This is a genomic window from Chelatococcus sp. KU-N122 (assembly GCF_055391085.1).
On sequence record NZ_AP043981.1, the window covers coordinates 3118441 to 3139189 of the forward strand.

The following is a 20749-nucleotide window of genomic DNA, read 5'->3' on the forward strand; positions in this document are numbered from 1 at the left end:
AGCTTCCATCTGGTGTGGGGCTTAACCCGCCATTCCCTTGTCACGTCTTCAACTCGCCGCTACTGCTGAGGCGGGGTCTCAGGGGGGCAGGCGATGGCTGAAATCGCGCAGTCTTCGTATCTCGATTTCACCAGCTATCGCACCACGTCGGCGACGGACCCGGTCAGCGCCTACGGCATCGATCCCGCCGACATCCGTCACGAGAACTCGACCATCAACGTCGCCCTGGTGCTCCCGCGGGCCAACGACCCGACGGCGCTCTTGAACGGCGATTGGGCGAGCCGGGAGAAGGCGCTCATCGACCTCAACAAGACCAGCAGCCTCTGGTCCACCTACGGCGCCGACCCGGCCGACTACCAGCAGGTGGTGAGCGGGCTCGCCGCCATGGGGATCGCGATCATCGGCGACCCCACCGGATCCAGCGGCTATGTCACCTCGGTCGAATCCCGCACCATCTGGGTGACGCTCGACAACAACGCCTTCGAGGCGCTGTTCGGCACGCCGCTGCTGCGCGTCGGGCCGCCCGACGACCCCGATTATCTGTTCTGGAACGGCAACCTGTCGCTGCCCGACGGCTGGGACGTCACCGGCATCTGGCCGGACTTCGATCCCGGCCACGCGGTCTCCAACCTCGCCGGCGACGTCTCGGTCGACCTGAAGCAGGGGCCGCAGGGTATCGGCAACAGCTCCACCGTGCAGCCGGACCTCTTCCCCCAGCAGATCGGCCAGAGCTTCTACAACTTTCCGGATGCGTGGGCGACGCAAGCCACCGGCACCGTGGGGCTGATCGAGCCCGGCATCGGCAGCGCCCTGCCGGACGACGTGATCGAGACCTTCGGCGAGTTGCTCAACGGCTACCGCCAGACGGCCGGCATCGGCACCGACGGCAAGCACTACACGCAGAATGCCGCCGGCCAATACTACACGGACTCCGACGGCGAGCGCTCGCTCGATGTCGGCGTCGTCAGCTCGGCCGCTCCCGGCAGCACCATCGGCCTCTACGTCGGCTCGGGCCTCAATGGTGCTGCCTATTCCACCACCTACACCGCCTACCAGGCCGCCTTCTGGGATACGGTGCACAATCCGGGCGTCATCTCCTCCTCGTTCATCGACGAGGTGCGCCCGGTGCCGGGCTCGCCCTTCTCCAATGCGGCGAACGAGCTGTTCGTCGATGCGGCGCTGCGCAACATCTCCGCCTATGCCGCCAACGGCGACGGCGGCTCCGGCAACATCACCGGCAACGGCATCACCAATCAGTACTCCACCTATTCCAGCGCCTACGGCATGCTGGTGGGCGGCACGGCCCTGAGCTCGCCGGCCCAGGCGGCAGCCGATCCGACGCTCAAGGAGATGGTCGGCAAGGTCGCTGCAGGAGATCTCGCCACCATCTGGCAACTGGTCTCCGGTGGCATGACCACGCTGCCCGAGGCCGGCTCGACGACGACCACCGAGATCGAGACGGTCTGGAACTCCTACGTGCTCAGGGGCGACCTGCTCGAGCCGGGTTACCTCAAGAACAATGCTGGCTCCGGCGGCGCCGATCCGAGCCATCCGATCCCGGACTACCAGCTCGCCTACGGGCTCTATCCCGTCACATCGGACCCGCTGGCCGAGCCGGGGCGAGGCACGCCGGACGTCGCGGCGCTCTCCGGCGGCGGCCTGTTCTACAAGGTGCCGAGCGCCGACATGACCGAGATCTGGAACGATTTCGGCACCAGCGCCGCGACCCCGCTGTGGGCGTCGATCGCCACGCACATCAACGCCGAGTTCGCCACCATCGGCCTGCCGCAGCTGGGTTACGCCAACGACCTGTTCTACACCGCCTCGGTGGTGGCGCCGGCCTCGTTCAACGACATCACCGTGGGCGACAACATGTCGACCTTCCGCGAGGGCGGGACGATCTCGTCGCCGAACTACGACGGTGGCATCAGCTTCATCACGCCCACCGGCTACAGCGACAAGGCCGGGCCCGGCTACGACCTGGCCACGGGCCTGGGCTCGCCCAACGCGACGCTGTTGGCGCGCTCGCTCTCGGCCATCGCCACCTCGCAGTATTACTTCGACACGCCCGACGTGCTCGCCCAGGGCAGCGGCGGCTGGACCAGCACCGTCGACCAGAGCCTGCTGTTCCAGAGCACGCTGAGCACCGATGCGAGCCTGTTCGTCGGCATCGGCTCGGGCGGCATGGCCGTCGCCAGCCAGGCGGGCGGCGCCTTCGCCTGGACCAGCCAGTTCGCCCAGCAGAGCTTGCAGCCCGACTTCTCGCCGGAGCTGGTGACGCTATTCGACAAGCAGGCCCAGGGCTCGATCGTCCAGGCCGACGTGCAGAGCGGTGACGCCGTGTCGGTCGCCATCGGCGGATCCGCCGTCACCACGCCGCAGGCCACCTTGTCGGCGCCTTATGGCTTCATCGACTTCGTTGCGAGTTCAGCGGACGGCGTGGTCAGGGCGGCCCGCCCCGTGGCGGTGGCGGAGACGGCGCAGGCGGCCGACGATCAGGACGCCATCGTGCGCCTGCGCCAGAACGGCGAAAACGACCAGCAGGTGATGTTCTACAAGGTGGACGATTTTGCCGGCAAAATCGGCGACCTCGCGCCCGGTGACCCGGGCTACGACATTGCGGCACTGGCCCGCGCCTACGAGAACAGCAACGGCGAGATCTGGCTGCACGGCGGCGGCTACGGCCAGTACAGCGAGACGGAGCTGACCGGCATCGACGCCGGCGACTTCATCGCCATGGAGCTCAAAAGCGGCGGCCACAACTACTATGCGTTTGCCGACGCCAACGAGGAGGTGGACGGCGAGCACGTGGCGCACCTGTGGAGCTACGGCCTCAACACCTGGGGCTGGGAAGACCTCTTCGGCGGCGGCGACCGGGACTACAACGACCTGGTGGTGCAGCTCGACTTTACGAGCGCCGCCAGCAAGAGCCTGGCGTAGGGGAGGCGGCCGCCTCTGCGGGGCCATGCGACTTTCGAGGCATGGCTGCGACCTTCCGGCGTCATGGCCGGGCTTGACCCGGCCATCCATCCACTCGGAAACGCCTCCATGCGGCCAGCCCTTGCGGGCTGACGTTGCCGCGATCGATGGATGGCCGGGTCAAGCCCGGCCATGACGCGGTGAACGCTGCACTATCCCTATTCGCAAGGTGATGTCTGAGTTTGCGCTCGGCCGCCGGTAGCATTCGCCGAGTAAGCGCGCGCCTTCCGCTACTGCCTTGTCAGCCCCTCCACCGGCCGCTACTGCTGATGCGGGGGCACAAGGGGGGCGAGTCGTGGCTGAAATCGCAAATTCGTCGTATCTCGATCTAACCAGCTATCGCACCACGTCGGCCACGGACCCGTATAGCGCCTACGGCATCAACCCCGCCGACGTCGTGAAGACGGGCACGACCGTCAACGTCGCCCTGGTGCTCGACCGCGCCAACGATCCCACGGCACTGCTGAACAGCGACTGGGGCGCCCGGCAGCAGGCGCTCATCGACCTCAACAAGTCCAGCAGCCTCTGGTCCACCTACGGTGCCGACCCGGCCGAATACCAGCAGGTGCTGAACGGGCTCGCCGCGCTGGGCATTCCGATCCTGGGCGACCCCACCGGGGCGAGCGGCTACGTCAGCTCGGTGGAATCGCGCACCATCTGGGTGACGCTCAACAACGACAACTTCGAAAAGCTGTTCGGCACGCCGCTGCTGCGCGTCGCCTCCGGCGACGACAAGGGCCTGGTCTTCTGGAACGGCAACCTGTCGCTGCCGGACGGCTGGGACGTGAGCGGCCTCTGGCCGGACGTGGACGCTCCGCACGCCGTCTCCAATCTGGCGGGGAACGTGGCCGCCGCCCTGCCGCAGGGGCCGCAGAGCGTCGGCAACAGCTCCACCGTCCATCCGGCCTATTTTTCCCAGGAGATCGGCCAGCAGTTCTATAACTTTCCGGACACCTGGGCGACGCAGGCGACCGGCACCATCGGGCTGATCGAGCCCGGCGTCGGCAGCGCCCTCCCGGGCGACGTGGCCGAAACCTTCGCCCAATTGCTCGACGGTTTCCGCGAGAAGGCGGGCATCACCACGCCCGGCCACCACTACACGCAGAACGCCGCCGGCCAGTCCTACACCGGCTCGGCCGGCGAGCGCGCGCTCGACGTCGGCGTCGTCGCATCGGGCGCGCCCGGCAGCACTATCGGGCTCTACGTCGGCTCCGGCCTCAACGGGGTGGCGGCCTCCACCACCTACACCGCCTACCAGGCGGCCTTCTGGGACACCGAGCACAATCCGGGCGTCATCTCGTCCTCGTTCATCGGCTCGCAGCGGCCGGCGCCGGGCTCGCCTTTCTACAACGCGACGAGCGAGCTGTTCGTCGACGCGGCGCTGCGCAACATCTCGGTCTATTCCGCCAACGGCGACGGCGGCTCCGGCGACCTCACCGGCACCGGCCTCAACAACGTCTACTCCACCTACGTCAGCCCCTACGGCATGCTGGTGGGCGGCACGGCGCTGAGCTCGCCGGCCCAGGCCGCGGCCGATCCGACGCTCAAGGGGATCGTCGACAAGGTCGCGGTCGGCGATCTCGCCACCATCTGGCAACTGATCTCCGGCGGCATGACCACGCTGCCGCAGGCCGGCTCGCTCACCACGACCGAGGTCGAGGCCGTCTGGAACTCCTACCACCTGAACGGCGCGCTGCTCGATCCGGGCTATCTCACCAACCAGGCCAGCTCCGGCGGCGCCGATCCCAGCCACCCGATCCCGAACTACCAGCTCGCCTACGGGCTCTATCCCGTCACCACGGACCCGCTGGCCGAGCCGGGGCGCGGCACGCCGGACGTGTCGGCGCTGGCCGGCGGCGGCATGTTCTACAAGACGCCGAAGGCCGACTTGAGCGGCCTCTCCGACGACATCGGCACCAGCGCCGCGACGCCGTTCTGGGCGTCGATCGCCGCGCACATCAATGCCGAGTTCGCCACCATCGGCCTGCCGCAGCTGGGCTACGCCAACGATCTGTTCTACATCGCCTCGGCGGTGGCGCCGGCCTCGTTCAACGACATCACGCTCGGCAACAACATCTCCACCTATGTCGACGGCGGCACCATCTCGGCGCCCGTCGACAAGGAAGGCACGCTCGCCTTCATCACGCCCACGGGCTACGGCACCCACGCCGGGCCGGGCTACGACCTCACCACCGGCCTGGGCTCGCCCAACGCGACGGTGCTGGCGCGCTCGCTCTCGGCCATCGCCACCTCGCAGTATTACTTCGAGACACCCGACGTGCTGAGCCAGAGCAGCGCCGGCTGGACCAGCACGGTCGACCAGAGCCTGCTGTTCCAGGGCATGCTGAGCCAGGACGCGAACGTGTTCGTCGGCATCGGCACCGGTGGCCAGGACGTTGCCGCCGAGGCCGGCGGCGCCTTCGCCTGGACCAGCCAGTTCGCCCAGCAGACCTTGCAGCCCGACTTCTCGCCGGAGCTGGTGACGCTGTTCGACAAGCAGGCGCAAGGCTCGATCGTCCAGGCCGAGGTGAAGAGCGGTGACGCCGTGTCGGTGGCCATCGGCGGGGCCGCCGTGACGACGCCGCAGGCGACACTCTCCAGCCCCTTCGGCTTCGTCGATTTCGTGGCCGCCGGCGCCGACAGCGCAGTCAGGGCGGCACGCGCCGTGGCGGTGGCGGAAACGGCGCAGGCGGCCGACGACCAGGAGGCCATCGTGCGCCTGCGCCAGAACGGCGAGAACGACGAGCAGGTGATGTTCTACAAGGTCGACGATTTTGCCGGCAAAATCGGCGACCTCTCCCCCGGCGATCCCGGCTACGACATCGCCGCGCTCGCCCGCGCCTACGAGAACACCAACGGCGACATCTGGCTGCACGGCGGCGGCTACGGCGCCTACACCGAAGGTGAGATCACCGGCGTCGACGCCGGCGACTTCATCGCCATGGCGCTGAAGAGCGACGACCACACCTTCTACGCCTTCGCCGACGCCAACGAGGAGGTGGACGGCCAGCACGTGGCGCACCTGTGGAGCTACGGCCTCAACACCTGGGGCTGGGAAGACCTCTTCGGCGGCGGCGACCGGGACTACAACGACCTGGTGGTGCAGCTGGACTTTACGAGCGCGGCCAGCAAGGGACTGGCGTAGGAGGGGAGAGGCACGGCTGCCCCGGGCTCGGAAGCATGGCCACACCCTCCCAGCGTCATGGCCGGGCTTGACCCGGCCATCCATCCGCTCAGGAACACCCCCATGCGGCCAGCCCTGGCGGGCTGACGTTGCCGGGAGCGATGGATGGCCGGGTCAAGCCCGGCCATGACGTGGAGCGTGACCTTCTCCATTTATTCGCAAGATCATATCGGGCTTGGCGGGCCGCAACCCAAGCATCCGGCCAGCAAGTCGCTTCGCCCTGCGTCCGCCTTGTCAGGGCTTGCGTCGACGGCTACCGCTGAATGCGGGGAAGCAAAGGGGGCCGACTCATGGCTGAGATCGCCAATTCGTCGTTTCTCGATTTCACCAGCTACCGCACCACGTCGGCCACCGATCCGTACACCGCCTACGGCATCGACCCCGCCGACGTCGTGAAGACGGGCACGTCCGTCAACGTCGCCCTGGTGCTCGACCGCGCCAACGACCCGACGGCCCTGCTCAGCGGCGACTGGGCGAGCCGGCAGAAGGCGCTCATCGACCTCAACAAGACCAGCAGCCTCTGGTCCACCTACGGCGCCGACCCGGCCGACTACCAGCAGGTGGTCAACGGGCTCGCCGCGCTGGGCATCCCGATCATCGGCGACCCCACCGGCACCAGCGGCTACGTCACATCGGTCGAATCCCGTACCATCTGGGTGACGCTCGACAGCGCCAATTTCGAAAAGCTGTTCGGCACGCCGCTGCTGCGCGTCGCTTCCGGCGACGACAAGGGCCTGATCTTCTGGAACGGCAACCTGTCGCTGCCCGACGGCTGGGACGTCAGCGGCCTGTGGCCGGACGTCAACGCCAACCATGCCGTCTCCAACCTCGCCGGCGACGTCTCCGTCACCCTGCCGCAGGGGCCGCAGGGCATCGGCAACAGCTCCACCCTCCAGCCGGCCTATTTTTCCCAGCAGATCGGCCAGGACTTCTACAATTTCCCCGACAGCTGGGCGACGCAGGCCACCGGCACCATCGGCCTGATCGAGCCGGGCGTCGGCAGCGCCCTGCCAGACGGCGCGACCGGGAGCTTCGACGCGCTGCTCGACGGTTTCCGCCAGAAGGCCGGCATCACCACGCCCGGCAGCACCTACACCCAGAACCCCGGCGGCCAGGCCTTCACCCAGTCGGCCGGCGAGCGCTCGCTCGATGTCGGCGTCGTCGCCTCCGGCGCGCCGGCGAGCACTATCGGCCTCTATGTGGGCTCGGGCAGCACCGACGTCGCCCAGGCAACCGAATACACCGCCTACCAGGCGGCCTTCTGGGATACCGCCAACAACCCCGGCGTCGTCTCCTCGTCCTTCCTCGCTGGACAGCACCCGGCGCCGGGGTCGCCCTTCGCCGATGCGGCAGACGAGCTCATGGTCGACGCCGCGCTGCGCAACATCTCCGTGTATTCGGCCAACGGCGACGGCGGCTCCGGCGGCCTCGTCGGCAACGGCCTCACCAACGTCTACAACGCCTATATCAGCCCCTATGCCATGCTGGTGGGCGGCACGGCGCTGAGCTCGCCGGCCCAGGCGGCGGCCGATCCGACGCTCGCCGCCATCGTCGCCAAGGCGGCTGCCGGGGACCCGGCCACCATCTGGCAGCTCGTCGCCGGCGGCATGACCACGCTGCCGCAGACCGGCGCGCTCACCACCACCGAGATCGAGACGGTCTGGAACGCCTACCTGCTCACCGGCACGAGCCTCGATCCCGGCTACCTGAAGAACGACGCCGGCTCCGGCGGCGTCGATCCGAGCCATCCGATCCCCTCCTACCAGCTCGCCTACGGCCTCGACCCCGTCACCTCCGACCCGATGCACGAATCCGGGCGCGGCACGCCCGACGTCTCGGCGCTCGCCGGCGGCGGCCTATTCTACAAGGTGCCGAGCGACGACATGACCGAGGTCTGGCACGATTTCGGCACCAGCGCCGCCACCCCGTTCTGGGCCTCGATCGCCGCCCACATCAACGCCGAGTTCGCGACCATCGGCCTGCCGCAGCTGGGCTATGCCAACGACCTCTTCTACATCGCCTCGGTGGTGGCGCCGGCCTCGTTCAACGACATCACCGTGGGCGGCAACACCTCGAGCTACCTGGAGGGCGGGCCGCTGTCGGCGCCCGTCGGCAAGGAGGGCGCCATCGGCTTCCTCACGCCCACGGGCTACGGCTACAGCGCCACGCCGGGCTACGACCTCACCACGGGCCTGGGCTCGCCCAACGCGACGCTGTTGGCACGCTCACTCTCGACCATCGCCACGTCGCAGTATTACTTCGACACGCCCGACGTGCTGGCGCAGGGGAACGGCGGCTGGACCAGCGCGGTCGACCAGAGCCTGCTGTTCCAGAGCACGCTGAGCACCGATGCGAGCCTGTTCGTCGGCATCGGCTCGGGCGGCACGGCGATCGACGGTCAGGCGGGCGGCGCCTTCGCCTGGACCAGCCAGTTCGCCCAGCAGAGCTTGCAGCCGGACTTCTCGTCGGACCTGGTGACGCTATTCGACAAGCAGGCGCAAGGCTCCATCGTCCAGGCCGAGGTGACGAGCGGCGATGCGGTGTCGGTGGCCATCGGCGGGGCCGCCGTGACGACGCCGCAGGCGACGCTCTCGGCTCCCTTCGGCTTCGTCGACTTCGTGGCCGGTGACAGCGCGGTGCGGGCCGCACGCCCCGTCGCCGTCGCCGAGACGGCGCAGGCGGCCGACGACCAGGATGCCATCGTGCGCCTGCGCCAGAACGGCGAGAACGACCAGCAGGTGATGTTCTACAAGGTCGACGATTTCGCCGGAAAGATCGGCGACCTCGCGCCGGGCGATCCCGGCTACGATCTCGCGGCGCTGGCCCGCGCCTACCAGGACACCAGCGGCGAGATCTGGCTGCACGGCGGCGGCTACGGCCAGTACAGCGAGACGGAGCTGACCGGCATCGACGCCGGCGACTTCATCGCCATGGAGCTCAAAAGCGGCGGCCACAGCTACTACGCCTTCGCCGACGCCAACGAAGAGGTGGACGGCCAGCACGTGCCGCACCTGTGGAGCTACGGCCTCAACACCTGGGGCTGGGAAGACCTCTTCGGCGGCGGCGACCGGGACTACAATGATCTGGTGGTGCAGCTCGACTTTACGAGCGCCGCCAGCAAGGGGCTGGCGTAAGACGAAGCGCGGAACAACGAAGGCCGTCGGCCGTATCAATTGTATGGTCGTGTCACCGCATCGGACGCTGGCGAAGGCGCCGCGTATAGTCCTCCTGGCGCTGGCGCTGCTGCCCGCCTTCGCCGCCGGTCCCGCCCTGGCGCTCACGGCGGACGACGTGAACCGGGCGGCCTTCGGCGCGGCTCGTGAATCCCACAAGCGGCCCGATCCTTTCATCGTCAAGGCCCAGGTTCTGCTCAGCCGGCGCAGCATCTCGCCCGGGGAGATCGATGGCGTCGACGGGGAGAACTACCATAAGGCCATAGCCCAGTTCCGCCGGCAGAACGGGCTCGGGGAGGGCGACGGGATGGATGCACCGACGTGGCAGGCGCTGGGGGGCGACGGCACCGGCGCCATCGTGACCGAGTATACGGTGACGGAGAAGGAGGCCTCGACCGATTTCGTGCGCCGCATCCCGCACGACTACGCCAGGCAGGCGGCCATGCGGCGGCTCGGCTATACCGGCGCCAGGGAGATGCTGGCCGAGCGCTTCCACATGAGCGAGGAGCTACTCAACGCCCTCAATCCCAAGGCGAATCCGGCCAAGGCCGGCGAACGGCTGCAAGTGGTCTCGGCGGCGCGCCAGCCGTCGGATGCCGCGGTCGAGCGCATCGACGCGGTCAAGAGCACCGGCATGGTCGTCGTCTACGGGCCGGGCGAGCAGATCCTGGCGAGCTATCCCGCCACCATCGGCAGCAGCGAGACGCCGTCGCCGACGGGCGAATACAAGGTCGCGCGCATCGCCCACGATCCGGCCTACCATTACGATCCCGACAAGAATTTCCAGCAGGGCCGCAACAGGCGGAAGCTCACCCTGCCGCCGGGGCCCAACAATCCGGTGGGGACGGTGTGGATCGCCCTCTCGAAGCCGACCTTCGGCATCCATGGCACGCCCGAACCGTCGAAGGTGAGCAAGACCTCGTCCCACGGCTGCGTGCGCCTGACCAACTGGGATGCCGAAGAGCTCGCGGGCATGGTGAAGCCCGGCGTGCCCGTGCGCTTCGTGGAGTAACGGCGCTGGCAAGGCATGTCCCGACCCTCCATCGACGCGGACACCCGGGCCGAGGCGGGCGGGGCGCGACACCCCGCATGCGGGCCGTGCGCCAGATTGCGTCGGTGATCGGGGTGATGGTCGCCGCCTTCACGCATGTCGCGCTGATGCCGGCCCAGCCCGCGGAGGCGCGGGCGAGCGGGCGTTCGCCCGTATCGCAGCAGGCGGTGTGGCGCGCGTCCACGCCCGTCCCCGCCACGGCGCCACTGCCGCCGCCGCGCCCGCCGGACCTGCCGGCTCCGCCCGGCGCCCAGGCCGGGAGCGCCGCGGCCCCGCCGGCGATCGACCCGGCGGCGCTTGCCGCCTGCCTCAGGGATTTCGCGGCGCGCGGCGGCGAGGCGACGCCGCCGCGGGCCGCGGAGGGCTCCGCCGACATGGGCGGCGCCTGCGCCATCCCCGGGCCGGTGACATTCGGGCGCGTGCGCCTGCCCGATGGGGCCGCCGTCACCCTCGACAGCGCGGTGACCGTGCGATGCACGCTGGCCGTCGAGCTGGTCAGCTGGATCCGTGACGACCTCACTGCCATCGCTGTGCGCCACGGCGCGCCGCTGGCCCAAGTCATCGGCGTCGGCGGCTACGCCTGCCGCCCGCGCAACGGCCAGGCGGGCGCGCCGATCAGCGAGCACGCCAGCGGCAACGCCTTCGACCTGCGCGCCATCAAGCTGGCCGACGGGCGCGTGATCGCGCTCGCGCAGGCCGACCCAGGTACCAAAGCCTTCCGCGAAGCGGTTCAGAAGAGCGCCTGCGCGCGCTTCGCGACCGTCCTCGGCCCCGGCGCAGACAGTTCCCACGCAGAACATCTTCACGTCGACATGCGCCAGCGCCGGGGCGGCTTCCGACTCTGTCAGTGGAACGTCGACTGAGGGTCGTACTCCGCCTGGGGCGACCGGATTCACATATCCGAGGCTGCTCGACGTTGATGCGCCGGCCGATGTTGGCCTTGAGCGCCTGCGATCGAGTGGGGGGTCACCCAATCGCAAGCGAAGCGCCCCAGATCCAAAAGGTTATGAGCATTCACCGCGGCTGGGCTTAGCTTGCCACGGTCCATCTCCCTCGCCGTCATGGCCGGGCTTGACCCGGCCATCCATCCACGCGGGAACGCCGCCATACGGCCAGCCCTGGCGGGCTGAAGCTGTTGCGATCGATGGATGGCCGGGTCAAGCCCGGCCATGACGCGGTGAGCGCGGTGCTATCCCTATTCGCAAGGTGATGTGCGCCGGTTCGCCGCGCCGCCGAAGTATCCGCGCAAGCTCCCGAGGCCAAGCTCCCGCCTTGTCAGCCGCTCCACCCCTCGCTACTCCTGATGGCGGGGAAACAAGGGGGGTCGACTCATGGCTGAAATCGCCAATTCGTCGTTTCTCGATTTCACCAGCTACCGCACCACGTCGGCCACCGATCCGTACGCCGCCTACGGCATAGACCCCGCCGATGTCCAGAAGACCGGCTCCGTCGTCAACGTGGCCCTGGTGCTCGACCGTGCCAACGACCCCACGGCGCTCTTGAACGGCGACTGGGCGAGCCGGCAGAAGGCGCTCATCGATCTCAACAAGAGCAGCAGCCTGTGGTCCACCTACGGTGCCGATCCGGCAGAATACCAGCAGGTGGTGAACGGCCTGGCCGCCCTGGGCATCCCGCTCCTGGGCGATGCCACCGGCGCGGGCGGCTATGTCAGCTCGGTCGAATCCCGCACCATCTGGGTGACGCTCGACAGCGCCAATTTCGAAAAACTGTTCGGCACGCCGCTGCTGCGCGTCGTCTCCGGCGACGACAAGGGCCTGATCTTCTGGAACGGCAACCTGTCGCTACCCGACGGCTGGGACGTCACCGGCCTCTGGCCCGACGTGCAGTCGCCGCACGCCGTCTCCAACCTGGCCGGCGACGTCGCGGCCGCCCTGCCGCAGGGGCCGCAGAGCCTCGGCAACAGCTCGACCGTGAAGCCGGCCTATTTTTCCCAGCAGATCGGCCAGGACTTTTACAACTTCCCGGACAGCTGGGCGACGCAGGCCACCGGCACCGTGGGCCTGATCGAGCCCGGCGTCGGCAGCGCCCTGCCGGACAACGTCATCGAGACCTTCGGCCAACTGCTCGACGGTTTTCGCGAGAAGGCCGGCATCACCACCGGCGGCTCGTACTACACCCAGAACGCCGCCGGCCAGGCCTTCAACGACTCCGCCGGCGAGCGCTCGCTCGACGTCGGCGTCGTCGCTTCGGCGGCGCCCGGCAGCACCATCGGCCTCTATGTGGGCTCCGGCCTCAACGGGGCGGCGGCCTCCACCACCTACACCGCCTACCAGGCCGCCTTCTGGGACACGGCGAACAACCCCACCGTCATCTCCTCCTCCTTCGGCGGCCCGCAGCGGCCGGCGCCGGGCTCGCCCTTCTACGACGCCGCCAACGAGCTGTTCGTGGATGCGGCGCTGCGCAACATCTCGGTCTACGCCGCCAACGGCGACGGCGGCTCCGGCGGCGAGATCGGCACCGGCCTCGCCAATCTGTACGGGGTCTACATGAGCCCCTACAACATGATGGTCGGCGGCACGGCGATGAGCTCGCCCGGCCAGGTGGTAGCCGATGCGACGCTCACCGACATCGCCGCCAAGGTCGCGGCGGGGGACCTCGCCACCATCTGGCAGCTCGTCTCCGGCGGCCTGACCGCGCTGCCTCAGGCCGGCTCCCTCACCACCCGCGAGGTCGAGACCGTCTGGAACTCCTATAGCCTGAACGGCACGCTGCTCGACCCCGGCTATCTCAAGAACGACGCGGGCTCCGGCGGCGCCGATCCGAGCCACCCGATCCCCTCATACCAGCTCGCCTACGGCCTCTACCCCGTCACCGCGGATCCGCTGCACGAGGTCGGCCGCGGCACGCCCGACGTCTCGGCGCTCGCCGGCGGCGGCCTATTCTACAAGACGCCGCACGAGGACATGACCGGCATTTCTGACGATTTCGGCACCAGCGCCGCAACGCCGTTCTGGGCCTCGATCGCCGCGCACATCAACGCCGAGCTCGCGGCCATCGGCCTGCCGCAGCTGGGCTATGCCAACGATCTCTTCTACACCGCCTCGGTGGTGGCGCCGGCCTCGTTCAACGACATCACGCTGGGCAACAACATCTCCACCTATGTGGACGGCGGCCCGCTCATGGCGCCGGTCGGCAAGGACGGCGCCTACGGCTTCCTCACCCCCACCGGCTTCGGCAACCAGGCCGCGCCCGGCTACGACCTGGCGACCGGCCTCGGCTCACCCAATGCGACGCTGCTCGCCCGCTCGCTCTCGGCCATCGCCACCTCGCAGTATTACTTCGACACACCCGACGTGCTCGTGAGCGGCAGCGGCGGCTGGACCAGCCCTGTCGACCAGAGCCTGCTGTTCCAGTCGGCGCTCGGCACCGATGCGAACCTGTTCGTCGGCATCGGCTCCGGTGGCGCGGAGGTCGCCGGCCACGCCGGCGGCGCCTTCGCCTGGACCAGCCAGTTCGCGCAACAGAGCCTGCAGTCGGATTTCTCGCCTGAGCTCGTGACGATGTTCGACCAGCAGGCGCAGGGCGCGACCATCCAGGCCGACGTGAAGAGCGGCGAGACGGTGGCGGTGGCCATCGGCGGGGCGGCCGTCACCACGCCCCAGGCGACGCTCTCCGCCCCCTTCGGCTTCGTCGATTTCGTCGCCGCTGACAGCGGCAGCACCGTGCGGGCGGCGCGCCCGGTCGCCGTCGCCGAGACGGCGCAGGCGGCCGACGACCAGGACGCCCTCGTGCGCCTGCGCCAGAACGGCACCAGCGACCAGCAGGTGATGTTCTACAAGGTCGACGATTTCGCCGGAAAGATCGGCGATCTCGCGCCCGGCGACCCCGGCTACGACCTCGCGGCGCTGGCCCGCGCCTACGCGGACAAGACCGGCGAGATCTGGATCCACGGCGGCGGCTACGGCCAGTACAGCGAGACGGAGCTGACCGGCATCGACGCCGGCGACCTCATCGCCATGGAGCTCAAGAGTGGCGGCCACACCTACTCCAGCTTCGCCGAGGGCAACGAGCAGGTCGACGGCTACCACGTGCCGCATCTGTGGAGCTACGGCCTCAACACCTGGGGCTGGGAAGACCTCTTCGGCGGCGGCGACCGGGATTATAACGATTTGGTGGTGCAGCTGGATTTTACGGGCGCGGCGGGGAAGGGGGTGGTGTGACAAGTGTCGGACCGCGGCGCGGGTATTTCAACTACACCTCATGGACTGCTCGTGGCCCTTCTGAGAAATTCGGAACGCCTGCTTATAGGCAGTGCGTCTGGAGCCGGATGTCAAGTCGCACTTCCGTGTGTACTTTTGGGTCGGAGTTGCTAGATCGATGTTGAATTCTAGATCTCGATTTCACTGAAATCAGTTCGCTCCGATAATACGTAAAATTTACATGACAATTGAACATCAGCCGCCCACAAATTCGGTTGTCAAGCAGCTATACGCACGAGCTTTTTCCTGCGCCTTCCCTAGTTGTAGCCAGCCTCTATTTCGGGAAGATCCTGTGTCCGGAATTTGGGTATTGAATTCCCGGATCTGCCACATCTGCGCGCGCAGCGAGGGTGGTCCTAGATGGGACGCGCACCAGACGAGCGAGCGAAACCGGTCCGTGGAGAACCTCATCCTGATGTGCATCGCACACGCGAGCGTCATCGACGACCCGTTGTCGCTGCAGTCCTATCCTGCAGAACTCCTGCGCACTTGGAAGGAGGAACAGCTAGCGGAGCACCGACGTCGAAGCGAAGGCTGGCCAATCACAAGCAAAATGGCTGACGAAGCGCTGCTGGCGTCCAAGGACGCGGCGATTTCCATCCGTGACGCAATCGTACACCTAGGCGGCGAAGGCGGTCGGGCCCCTGGCGCTGGTGGAGGTGGAGGCGGTGCTATCGGTGAGGGAGCACGCGCGGGACGCGGTGGAGATGGGGGGCGGATCACGGATGCAGACGGAGATCCGTTGCCTCCGGAGGAACTCGAGCGTTTCCTAATGTCGGGCGGCTTACCTGCGCCCGGATCTGGCGGAGGTGGCGCAGGAGTAATCGATCCGGGTGCCATCGGCGGCGATGGCGGTGACGGTGGTGATGGCATGTCATTCACTGCGGAAGTGCAGCCGGGTGACGTCTTCGATATCGAGATTGGGGAGGGTGGGAAAAGCCCACTTCAGCCTGGGCAACACCCAGCATCCGGCGGTGATACGGTCCTCCGACATAGAACGGCAGCCGGGGAGCTGATCCGAGAGTATCGCACTAAAGGCGGCAAGGGGGGTAAATCGGGCAAGCTCCTCGACGATTGGCCCACGATTACTGCGGCTGACCTTGATGGCGGCTTTCAAGTTTCCACTCTCATGCCATTTGACTCATGTGACTTCCATCAGGGGCGGCTACACGTACTAGGCGGTGCCTGGGAAACTTTCTACGTGCCCGAATTCCCTTGCGAGGCAGCGTGGCAGATAATCTGCATAGTCGGTTGGGAGAAGCTTGAGCCTGGTCGCACGCGCGGACTGCAGATCTGCATCACGAATCCAAATGGCGAGGAGGTGTCGAGAATTGCAATTGGACTGCCGCAGACAGCCCTATCCGGTCTCAGCTACATCTGGCCGGTAATGATCGGCACGACGTTTGATCGTGAGGGGCTTTGGGGGCTCCACGTCCAATCTGGTGAATACCTCCTCTCGCGAATTTTGATCCGCGTCTCCGTCAAAGCTTAGGTCTCCCGCGTCACTTCCACGCTTTGCGCCCGTTCCGATCCGCTCGGGCGTCATGTTGCTGCCGGCCAGCCGATTCATAGAGCAAGGGACGGAAGCCAGAACCTTTTTCATGACGGCGCCTGGGCATTAAAGTCTAAAGACGCCGCATTGTCTCCAACCCTGCTATCGTCATCGATCCCTTGATGTGACGGGATCATCCGCTCCGGGATAAACATTACATAGGGATGCGCCTGCCACAAGAAGGCGGCTCCGATCTCATCCCCGGTGAATCCGAGCACCTTCAGAACATGATAGCGACCTAACGCCGTGAGGTAGCGAAGATAACTCATCATTTCCTTTGCAACGTGACTGGACACTTCCAGCCCCCGTCCGTGTGGAACGATATTTCGTAAATCTCGGATACGCTTAAGGTCCGGATTTCCCCTAAACCCATCCTCTTTCCACATCTGATGCAGACGTTCGAGACGTTTTAGAAGAGAAAATCTATTGGATGCGGCTCCGCTTATTCGTCTGAATAAGTCAATGTCCGCAGTTGAGCCATGATTCTCGACAAGATCTTTCAGACTCTTCATATCCTGCTTGAAATTTTCATCCGATCCCGATCCGAAGGTGCGATCGTCAAAGGCTTCTAGGCAGCCAAGAAGCTCACCATATCCTTGAGTGGGGGAGAGATCGTAATCTTCCACGCTCTGAATTTGGTCGGCCAGGAAGATGAGTTCGTCACTGCCTCCCGAGAGGTGGTTCAGCAGCGCTTCCATCGGAACAGGGGACCGTTTCTCGAACGTCAAGCGACGGTGTACGTCTGGTGGAGTGTCTCGGCGATTCTTTCTGGAGATAGGACGATACCAGAACTCGGCGACGACCTCGCGTTCCTCTCCATTCCACAGGCGTTTATGCGTCGTAGGGAGATGAAAGGTAGGTGCCTGCACGCGTGCGCCGATCAGAAATTCGAACAGGGCGGAAAGCCGCCACGCCACACGAGTGATCGCGTCGAAATCGACAGGTTCGGGGAACTGCAGTTCCAGCACGGTGTACTCTTCCAGCGTCGTGGCCTCGCCGCGGGGAACGCGGGTCGCGCTGGTGACTTTCGCCTGCGTTCCATCTGCCAAGGTGAAAATGCGCTGCTGTGGCGGCTGAACGTCGACAGAAAGGGAAGGGAGACCAACGTCCTCGGGCCGCGACCAGCCTCGATTGACAAGGCGAGGATTTACCCAAGCATGAAATGCCGGGTGTTCGACCACGAGTCCCGTGAAGATGGGGGCGCTGATGTCCTCTAAGAAGACATTCTTGAGGAGGGCGCTAGCGACGAACCGCTGGGACTCCCGCATTGCCGGGGTATCCATGCTGATGTTCAATCCACCGGTTCTCTGAAGCCACGGCTGGATGAGTGTTGCCGGCCGCTGATAGTCTAGCCATCCTGTCAAGGTCTGACCGCTGACGAGAAATGCCTCCTGGTTCTCGCTGCTCCCCGAGAAGCGAATCGTGTCCAGATATATCCCCTCATCCAAATCGAAGGTGAGGCGTCCGGGCAGGTGATCGGCTTCGTTGCTATGGTTCGGACGAACGGCGAACCATTCCTCGAAACTCTCAAGCCGCATCGAGATCTCCCGCGCACATCATCACTAGCTCCGAGTGTAAGGGGTTGAGAGCGCATCGATCATGCGGTCGGTCTCGACGCAGATCGTGGGTGGCGCGCATTTCTCATGCCAGCCTCGTTGTCCTCGTCGACGTTGAGCAGAACGCACTCGATCGACACCAAGCATGCGGCAGCTTTCCTAAAGTTGCTAGTCCGGAGCCAACCGTTCGCTTCCGGGGCCCGTTTCAGTCGCCCAAGCGCGGGATGCCCAACTTCTGCTTCTGGCGTGTTTTGCTGGCGGGGTGCCCACTACTCGTCGCCGGACGCCTATTGCGCGACCGCTATTCGAATTTGCCAAACAACGTTACACTGCGTGAACGGCGTTTAATTCTCTGCTCAAACAGTTGCCGGGGCCGCCCTGGCCGGGTGAACATAGCGAACGCCATCAGGTCGTCAGATCGCGAATGGCTTTGTCGGCATAGCGTTCCAGGCGAAGCACTTGCCGGGCGATAGCGTTCGACTCGAAGGCTTTGGCCGCCCGGCGCGCATAGGCCGAGAAATTCCTGACGCCGACAGGGTAGAACCTGCGCCTTAGCCGCTTGGTATAGATCTTGTTGGCACGCCCTTCAGCTATGGCCCGCGCCCCGATCTTGCGTGTCTTCTTGATGTTGTATTTCAGTTTGCGCCATTGCCGAGCGAACGAGCTGGGTCGGATCGTCGCTTCCGCCTCGGTGAGGTTGAAGCCCAGATACTGGAAGCCTGCATTGCCACTGCTATCAAAAACAGCGCGCTCCGTTTTCTCATCCTTGATCTCCAGCTTCGCTGCCGCAATGGCCGCCATCAAAGCGGCCCGGATCGTTGCCTCCTGCTCGGGCTTGCAGATCACGAGGATGTCGTCGGAGTAGCGCTGGTACAGCGCAGCGTGGGCGCGGCAAAGCGATGCCATCGCCCGGTCGACATCCATCATATAGAGGTTCGAGAACGCGCTGCTGATCGGCGTCCCCTGGGGAACGCCAAAAGCGTTGGGGTTTGGTTTTATGGGTACGCCAGCGGCTTTCACCTCGGCGATCGACGCTACAGGTTCGGGCTTTGGCGACTTCAATCTTGGACCGATATCCGGATGCGCTGCGAGGGCTTCCCGGCTCACACAGTGGTATCGGGTCACATGCCGAAAGACATTGTACCAGTCCTTGCTCAGTTCCGCCGTGCCGAGCAATCGCTTGAGATGCTCTTTGAGCAGCCGATGGTCGAGATGGTCGAAGAAGCCGGTGATGTCGAAGCAAAAAACGATGCAGGGTGCGTTGGTCTTCGCGAACCGGTAGGCATCCGCGGAAAAATCGTAGTTGGATTTGCCGAGACGGCGGTAGCCGATCACGTGAGAGGTGAGGCGTTCGCTTTCGTAGAGATCGTCGAGGCGATTTGTCAGCTCGAAGGCATACTTCGACAGGATGCACGCGTCGCGATGTGAGGCGTACATGATCGGCCTGATCTTGTAGACTGTCTTGCCGTCCTTGGGCTTGTAGCGCTTGACCCGCTTTTCAAAATGGATGAGCGGCGACCACGCATGCCCATGGATGCCGGCACCAGCCTCGAGGCCGCAGGCATAGGACTCACCGACCGGCGCGTCGAAGTGCTTGTATCCACGCTTGGTGAACCAGGCTGGCCGCATCGCTATCCCGCTATTGCAGTGTCTGGGGGGCTAGCTCCGACCCAGAGCCTCGGTCTGCACCGAACGCCCCCCAAACGCACGCCTCAATCCGTCAGCATCGTCCCGTTCTCGTCAGACCAGGCTTCCCCCAACGCGGGTCAAATAACGCTAGGCAGTATAGTGTGGTCGTGGAGGTCCGAGCGATGCTCGAAGTCTCGTCGATACGGATCGCGGCGATGATGCTGACGCTCGTCGGCATCGTCGATGCGGCCCTGTATGAGGTTGACAGTTTCAACGACCGTACCGACGGCCAATTCCGGCGGCCCGGCTAAGGTGGAGGTTGCCAGTCTGTTCCGCAAGGGCACCTCGTGGCCCTCTCCACCTTTTTTCCTGCGCAAGGGGCTACGAGCTGCGGTCCGTCGCACAGCGGTTGCACCCGAGCGAGCACCTCGGCCATGACATACTCTGGTAGGTGAAAGCGGCGCCTATTCAGGCGGCCTTGTCGCGCCGGATGCTCTGGATCTTCTCCCACACACGTCCCGGCCCGGGAACGTCGATATCGAAGACGGTTGCAAGCGTGTCGGCGAGATGGTCGGCGCTCGTGATGGACTGCTCGCTGAGGCGGCTCGCCGTCACCCGGCGCAGGCAATCGTTCTGCAGGCCCACATAGCCGTCGCTCGTATGCCGGAGGACGGCGAGCGCATTGGTGAACGGCGAGCCGGAATCCTGCATCAGCCAGCCATGGGTCGCGGCCATGGCGGCTTCGTCGCAGTGGTCGGGCCGGAAATCGAGCGTTTTCGCAATGCCGCGAGCATGGTTGTTGAAGCGCAGCCAGCCGCCCTGCACCGGCGCAATCGAAAAATCGAAACCGCGCTGGCTGATCGGTCCGACGGCCATCGGCACGGGCTCGACGATGGCATCCGCCAGGCCGACCTCGGCAAGATAGGAACGGTCGAGATCGACCCGCAGCGTGAGGTGATTGCCGATGGCCATATCGCCATGCTTCTCCCGGTCAACCCCGCCGCAAAGACGCGTCACCTGGAAGCCGAGCGCCGCGAGCGCGGCGCCGAAGAGGCCGTTCTGCTCGTAGCACCAGCCGCCGCGCTTGCCGTCCACCATCTTGGTGAAGATCGATGCCGGGGCAATGGAGGATGGCCATCCCATGAACGCATCGAGCGCCTCCCAGGTGAAGGTCATCAGGTGCGCGCGGTGAAGTCTTGACAGGCTGCGGATGTCGAGGGAGCCCGGCCGCTCCATGCCGATCCTTGCGAGGTAGGCCTCGAGCTGGGCAGCGGTCAGGGTCGTATCGTCGTCGTTCAAGGGCGCGTGCGTCATCCGTCGGCTTCCTATGTTGAACCGCTGTTGAGCTCTCGATGCAGTATTAAAAACGACTTATCGCCCGGCCCGGCGATGTTATCGTCACCGG

Annotated in this window: 11 protein-coding genes; 8 read left to right on the forward strand and 3 right to left on the reverse strand. The window is 65.9% G+C overall.

Going from position 1 to position 20749, the window contains the following annotated elements; all coding sequences use genetic code 11:
- Positions 1-93: 93 nt before the first annotated feature.
- The 7 genes from ACZ5PO_RS13980 to ACZ5PO_RS14010 all read left to right on the forward strand — a co-directional run bounded on the left by ACZ5PO_RS13980 (position 94) and on the right by ACZ5PO_RS14010 (position 16099).
- Positions 94-2940, forward strand: a complete 2847-nt coding sequence (locus tag ACZ5PO_RS13980) for a DUF4114 domain-containing protein (protein ID WP_464194395.1) — start codon at positions 94-96, stop codon at positions 2938-2940.
- A 334-nt stretch (positions 2941-3274) separates the two neighbouring features.
- The gene (locus tag ACZ5PO_RS13985; protein ID WP_464194397.1) at positions 3275-6124 is read left to right on the forward strand and encodes a DUF4114 domain-containing protein; all 2850 of its coding nucleotides are present in this window, start codon (positions 3275-3277) and stop codon (positions 6122-6124) included.
- A 329-nt stretch (positions 6125-6453) separates the two neighbouring features.
- Complete coding sequence (locus ACZ5PO_RS13990; protein ID WP_464194399.1) at positions 6454-9297, forward strand: DUF4114 domain-containing protein; 2844 nt, start codon at positions 6454-6456, stop codon at positions 9295-9297.
- Between the two features lie 43 nt (positions 9298-9340).
- Complete coding sequence (locus ACZ5PO_RS13995; RefSeq protein ID WP_464194401.1) at positions 9341-10348, forward strand: L,D-transpeptidase family protein; 1008 nt, start codon at positions 9341-9343, stop codon at positions 10346-10348.
- A 77-nt stretch (positions 10349-10425) separates the two neighbouring features.
- Entirely contained in the window at positions 10426-11250 is an 825-nt protein-coding gene (locus ACZ5PO_RS14000) for an extensin-like domain-containing protein (RefSeq protein WP_464194403.1), read from the forward strand.
- A gap of 468 nt (positions 11251-11718) precedes the next feature.
- The gene (locus tag ACZ5PO_RS14005) at positions 11719-14568 is read left to right on the forward strand and encodes a DUF4114 domain-containing protein (protein WP_464194405.1); all 2850 of its coding nucleotides are present in this window, start codon (positions 11719-11721) and stop codon (positions 14566-14568) included.
- A 436-nt stretch (positions 14569-15004) separates the two neighbouring features.
- Positions 15005-16099, forward strand: coding sequence for a hypothetical protein (locus ACZ5PO_RS14010; RefSeq protein ID WP_464194407.1), 1095 nt, complete (start codon positions 15005-15007; stop codon positions 16097-16099).
- 107 nt (positions 16100-16206) lie between these two features.
- Here the strand turns inward: ACZ5PO_RS14010 and ACZ5PO_RS14015 are convergent, their stop codons facing one another.
- Together ACZ5PO_RS14015 and ACZ5PO_RS14020 are read right to left on the reverse strand one after the other, a co-directional pair.
- A complete protein-coding gene (locus ACZ5PO_RS14015) occupies positions 16207-17697 on the reverse strand; it encodes an ApeA N-terminal domain 1-containing protein (RefSeq protein ID WP_464194409.1) in 1491 nt (496 codons plus the stop codon).
- Between the two features lie 423 nt (positions 17698-18120).
- Positions 18121-19344: a reverse transcriptase/maturase family protein gene (locus ACZ5PO_RS14020; protein WP_464194411.1), complete on the reverse strand. Its 1224-nt coding sequence runs from the start codon at positions 19342-19344 to the stop codon at positions 18121-18123.
- 182 nt (positions 19345-19526) lie between these two features.
- Here ACZ5PO_RS14020 and ACZ5PO_RS14025 point away from each other — a divergent pair, with 182 nt between their 5' ends.
- Positions 19527-19655 (forward strand): hypothetical protein, encoded by a 129-nt coding sequence (locus tag ACZ5PO_RS14025; protein WP_464194413.1) that lies wholly within the window; start codon positions 19527-19529, stop codon positions 19653-19655.
- Positions 19656-19812: 157 nt separating this feature from the next.
- On the opposite strand, the gene ACZ5PO_RS14030 is transcribed toward ACZ5PO_RS14025, so the two are convergent.
- Complete coding sequence (locus tag ACZ5PO_RS14030) at positions 19813-20658, reverse strand: arylamine N-acetyltransferase family protein (RefSeq protein ID WP_464194415.1); 846 nt, start codon at positions 20656-20658, stop codon at positions 19813-19815.
- Positions 20659-20749 lie beyond the last annotated feature (91 nt).

Coding starts and splice junctions, on each gene's coding strand:
- ACZ5PO_RS13980 (WP_464194395.1), top strand. CDS start 94: ATGGCTGAAATCGCGCAGTCTTCGTATCTCGATTTCACCAGCTATCGC.
- ACZ5PO_RS13990 (WP_464194399.1), top strand. CDS start 6,454: ATGGCTGAGATCGCCAATTCGTCGTTTCTCGATTTCACCAGCTACCGC.
- ACZ5PO_RS13995 (WP_464194401.1), top strand. CDS start 9,341: ATGGTCGTGTCACCGCATCGGACGCTGGCGAAGGCGCCGCGTATAGTC.
- ACZ5PO_RS14000 (WP_464194403.1), top strand. CDS start 10,426: ATGCGGGCCGTGCGCCAGATTGCGTCGGTGATCGGGGTGATGGTCGCC.
- ACZ5PO_RS14005 (WP_464194405.1), top strand. CDS start 11,719: ATGGCTGAAATCGCCAATTCGTCGTTTCTCGATTTCACCAGCTACCGC.
- ACZ5PO_RS14015 (WP_464194409.1), bottom strand. CDS start 17,697: ATGCGGCTTGAGAGTTTCGAGGAATGGTTCGCCGTTCGTCCGAACCAT.
- ACZ5PO_RS14020 (WP_464194411.1), bottom strand. CDS start 19,344: ATGCGGCCAGCCTGGTTCACCAAGCGTGGATACAAGCACTTCGACGCG.
- ACZ5PO_RS14025 (WP_464194413.1), top strand. CDS start 19,527: ATGCTCGAAGTCTCGTCGATACGGATCGCGGCGATGATGCTGACGCTC.
- ACZ5PO_RS14030 (WP_464194415.1), bottom strand. CDS start 20,658: ATGACGCACGCGCCCTTGAACGACGACGATACGACCCTGACCGCTGCC.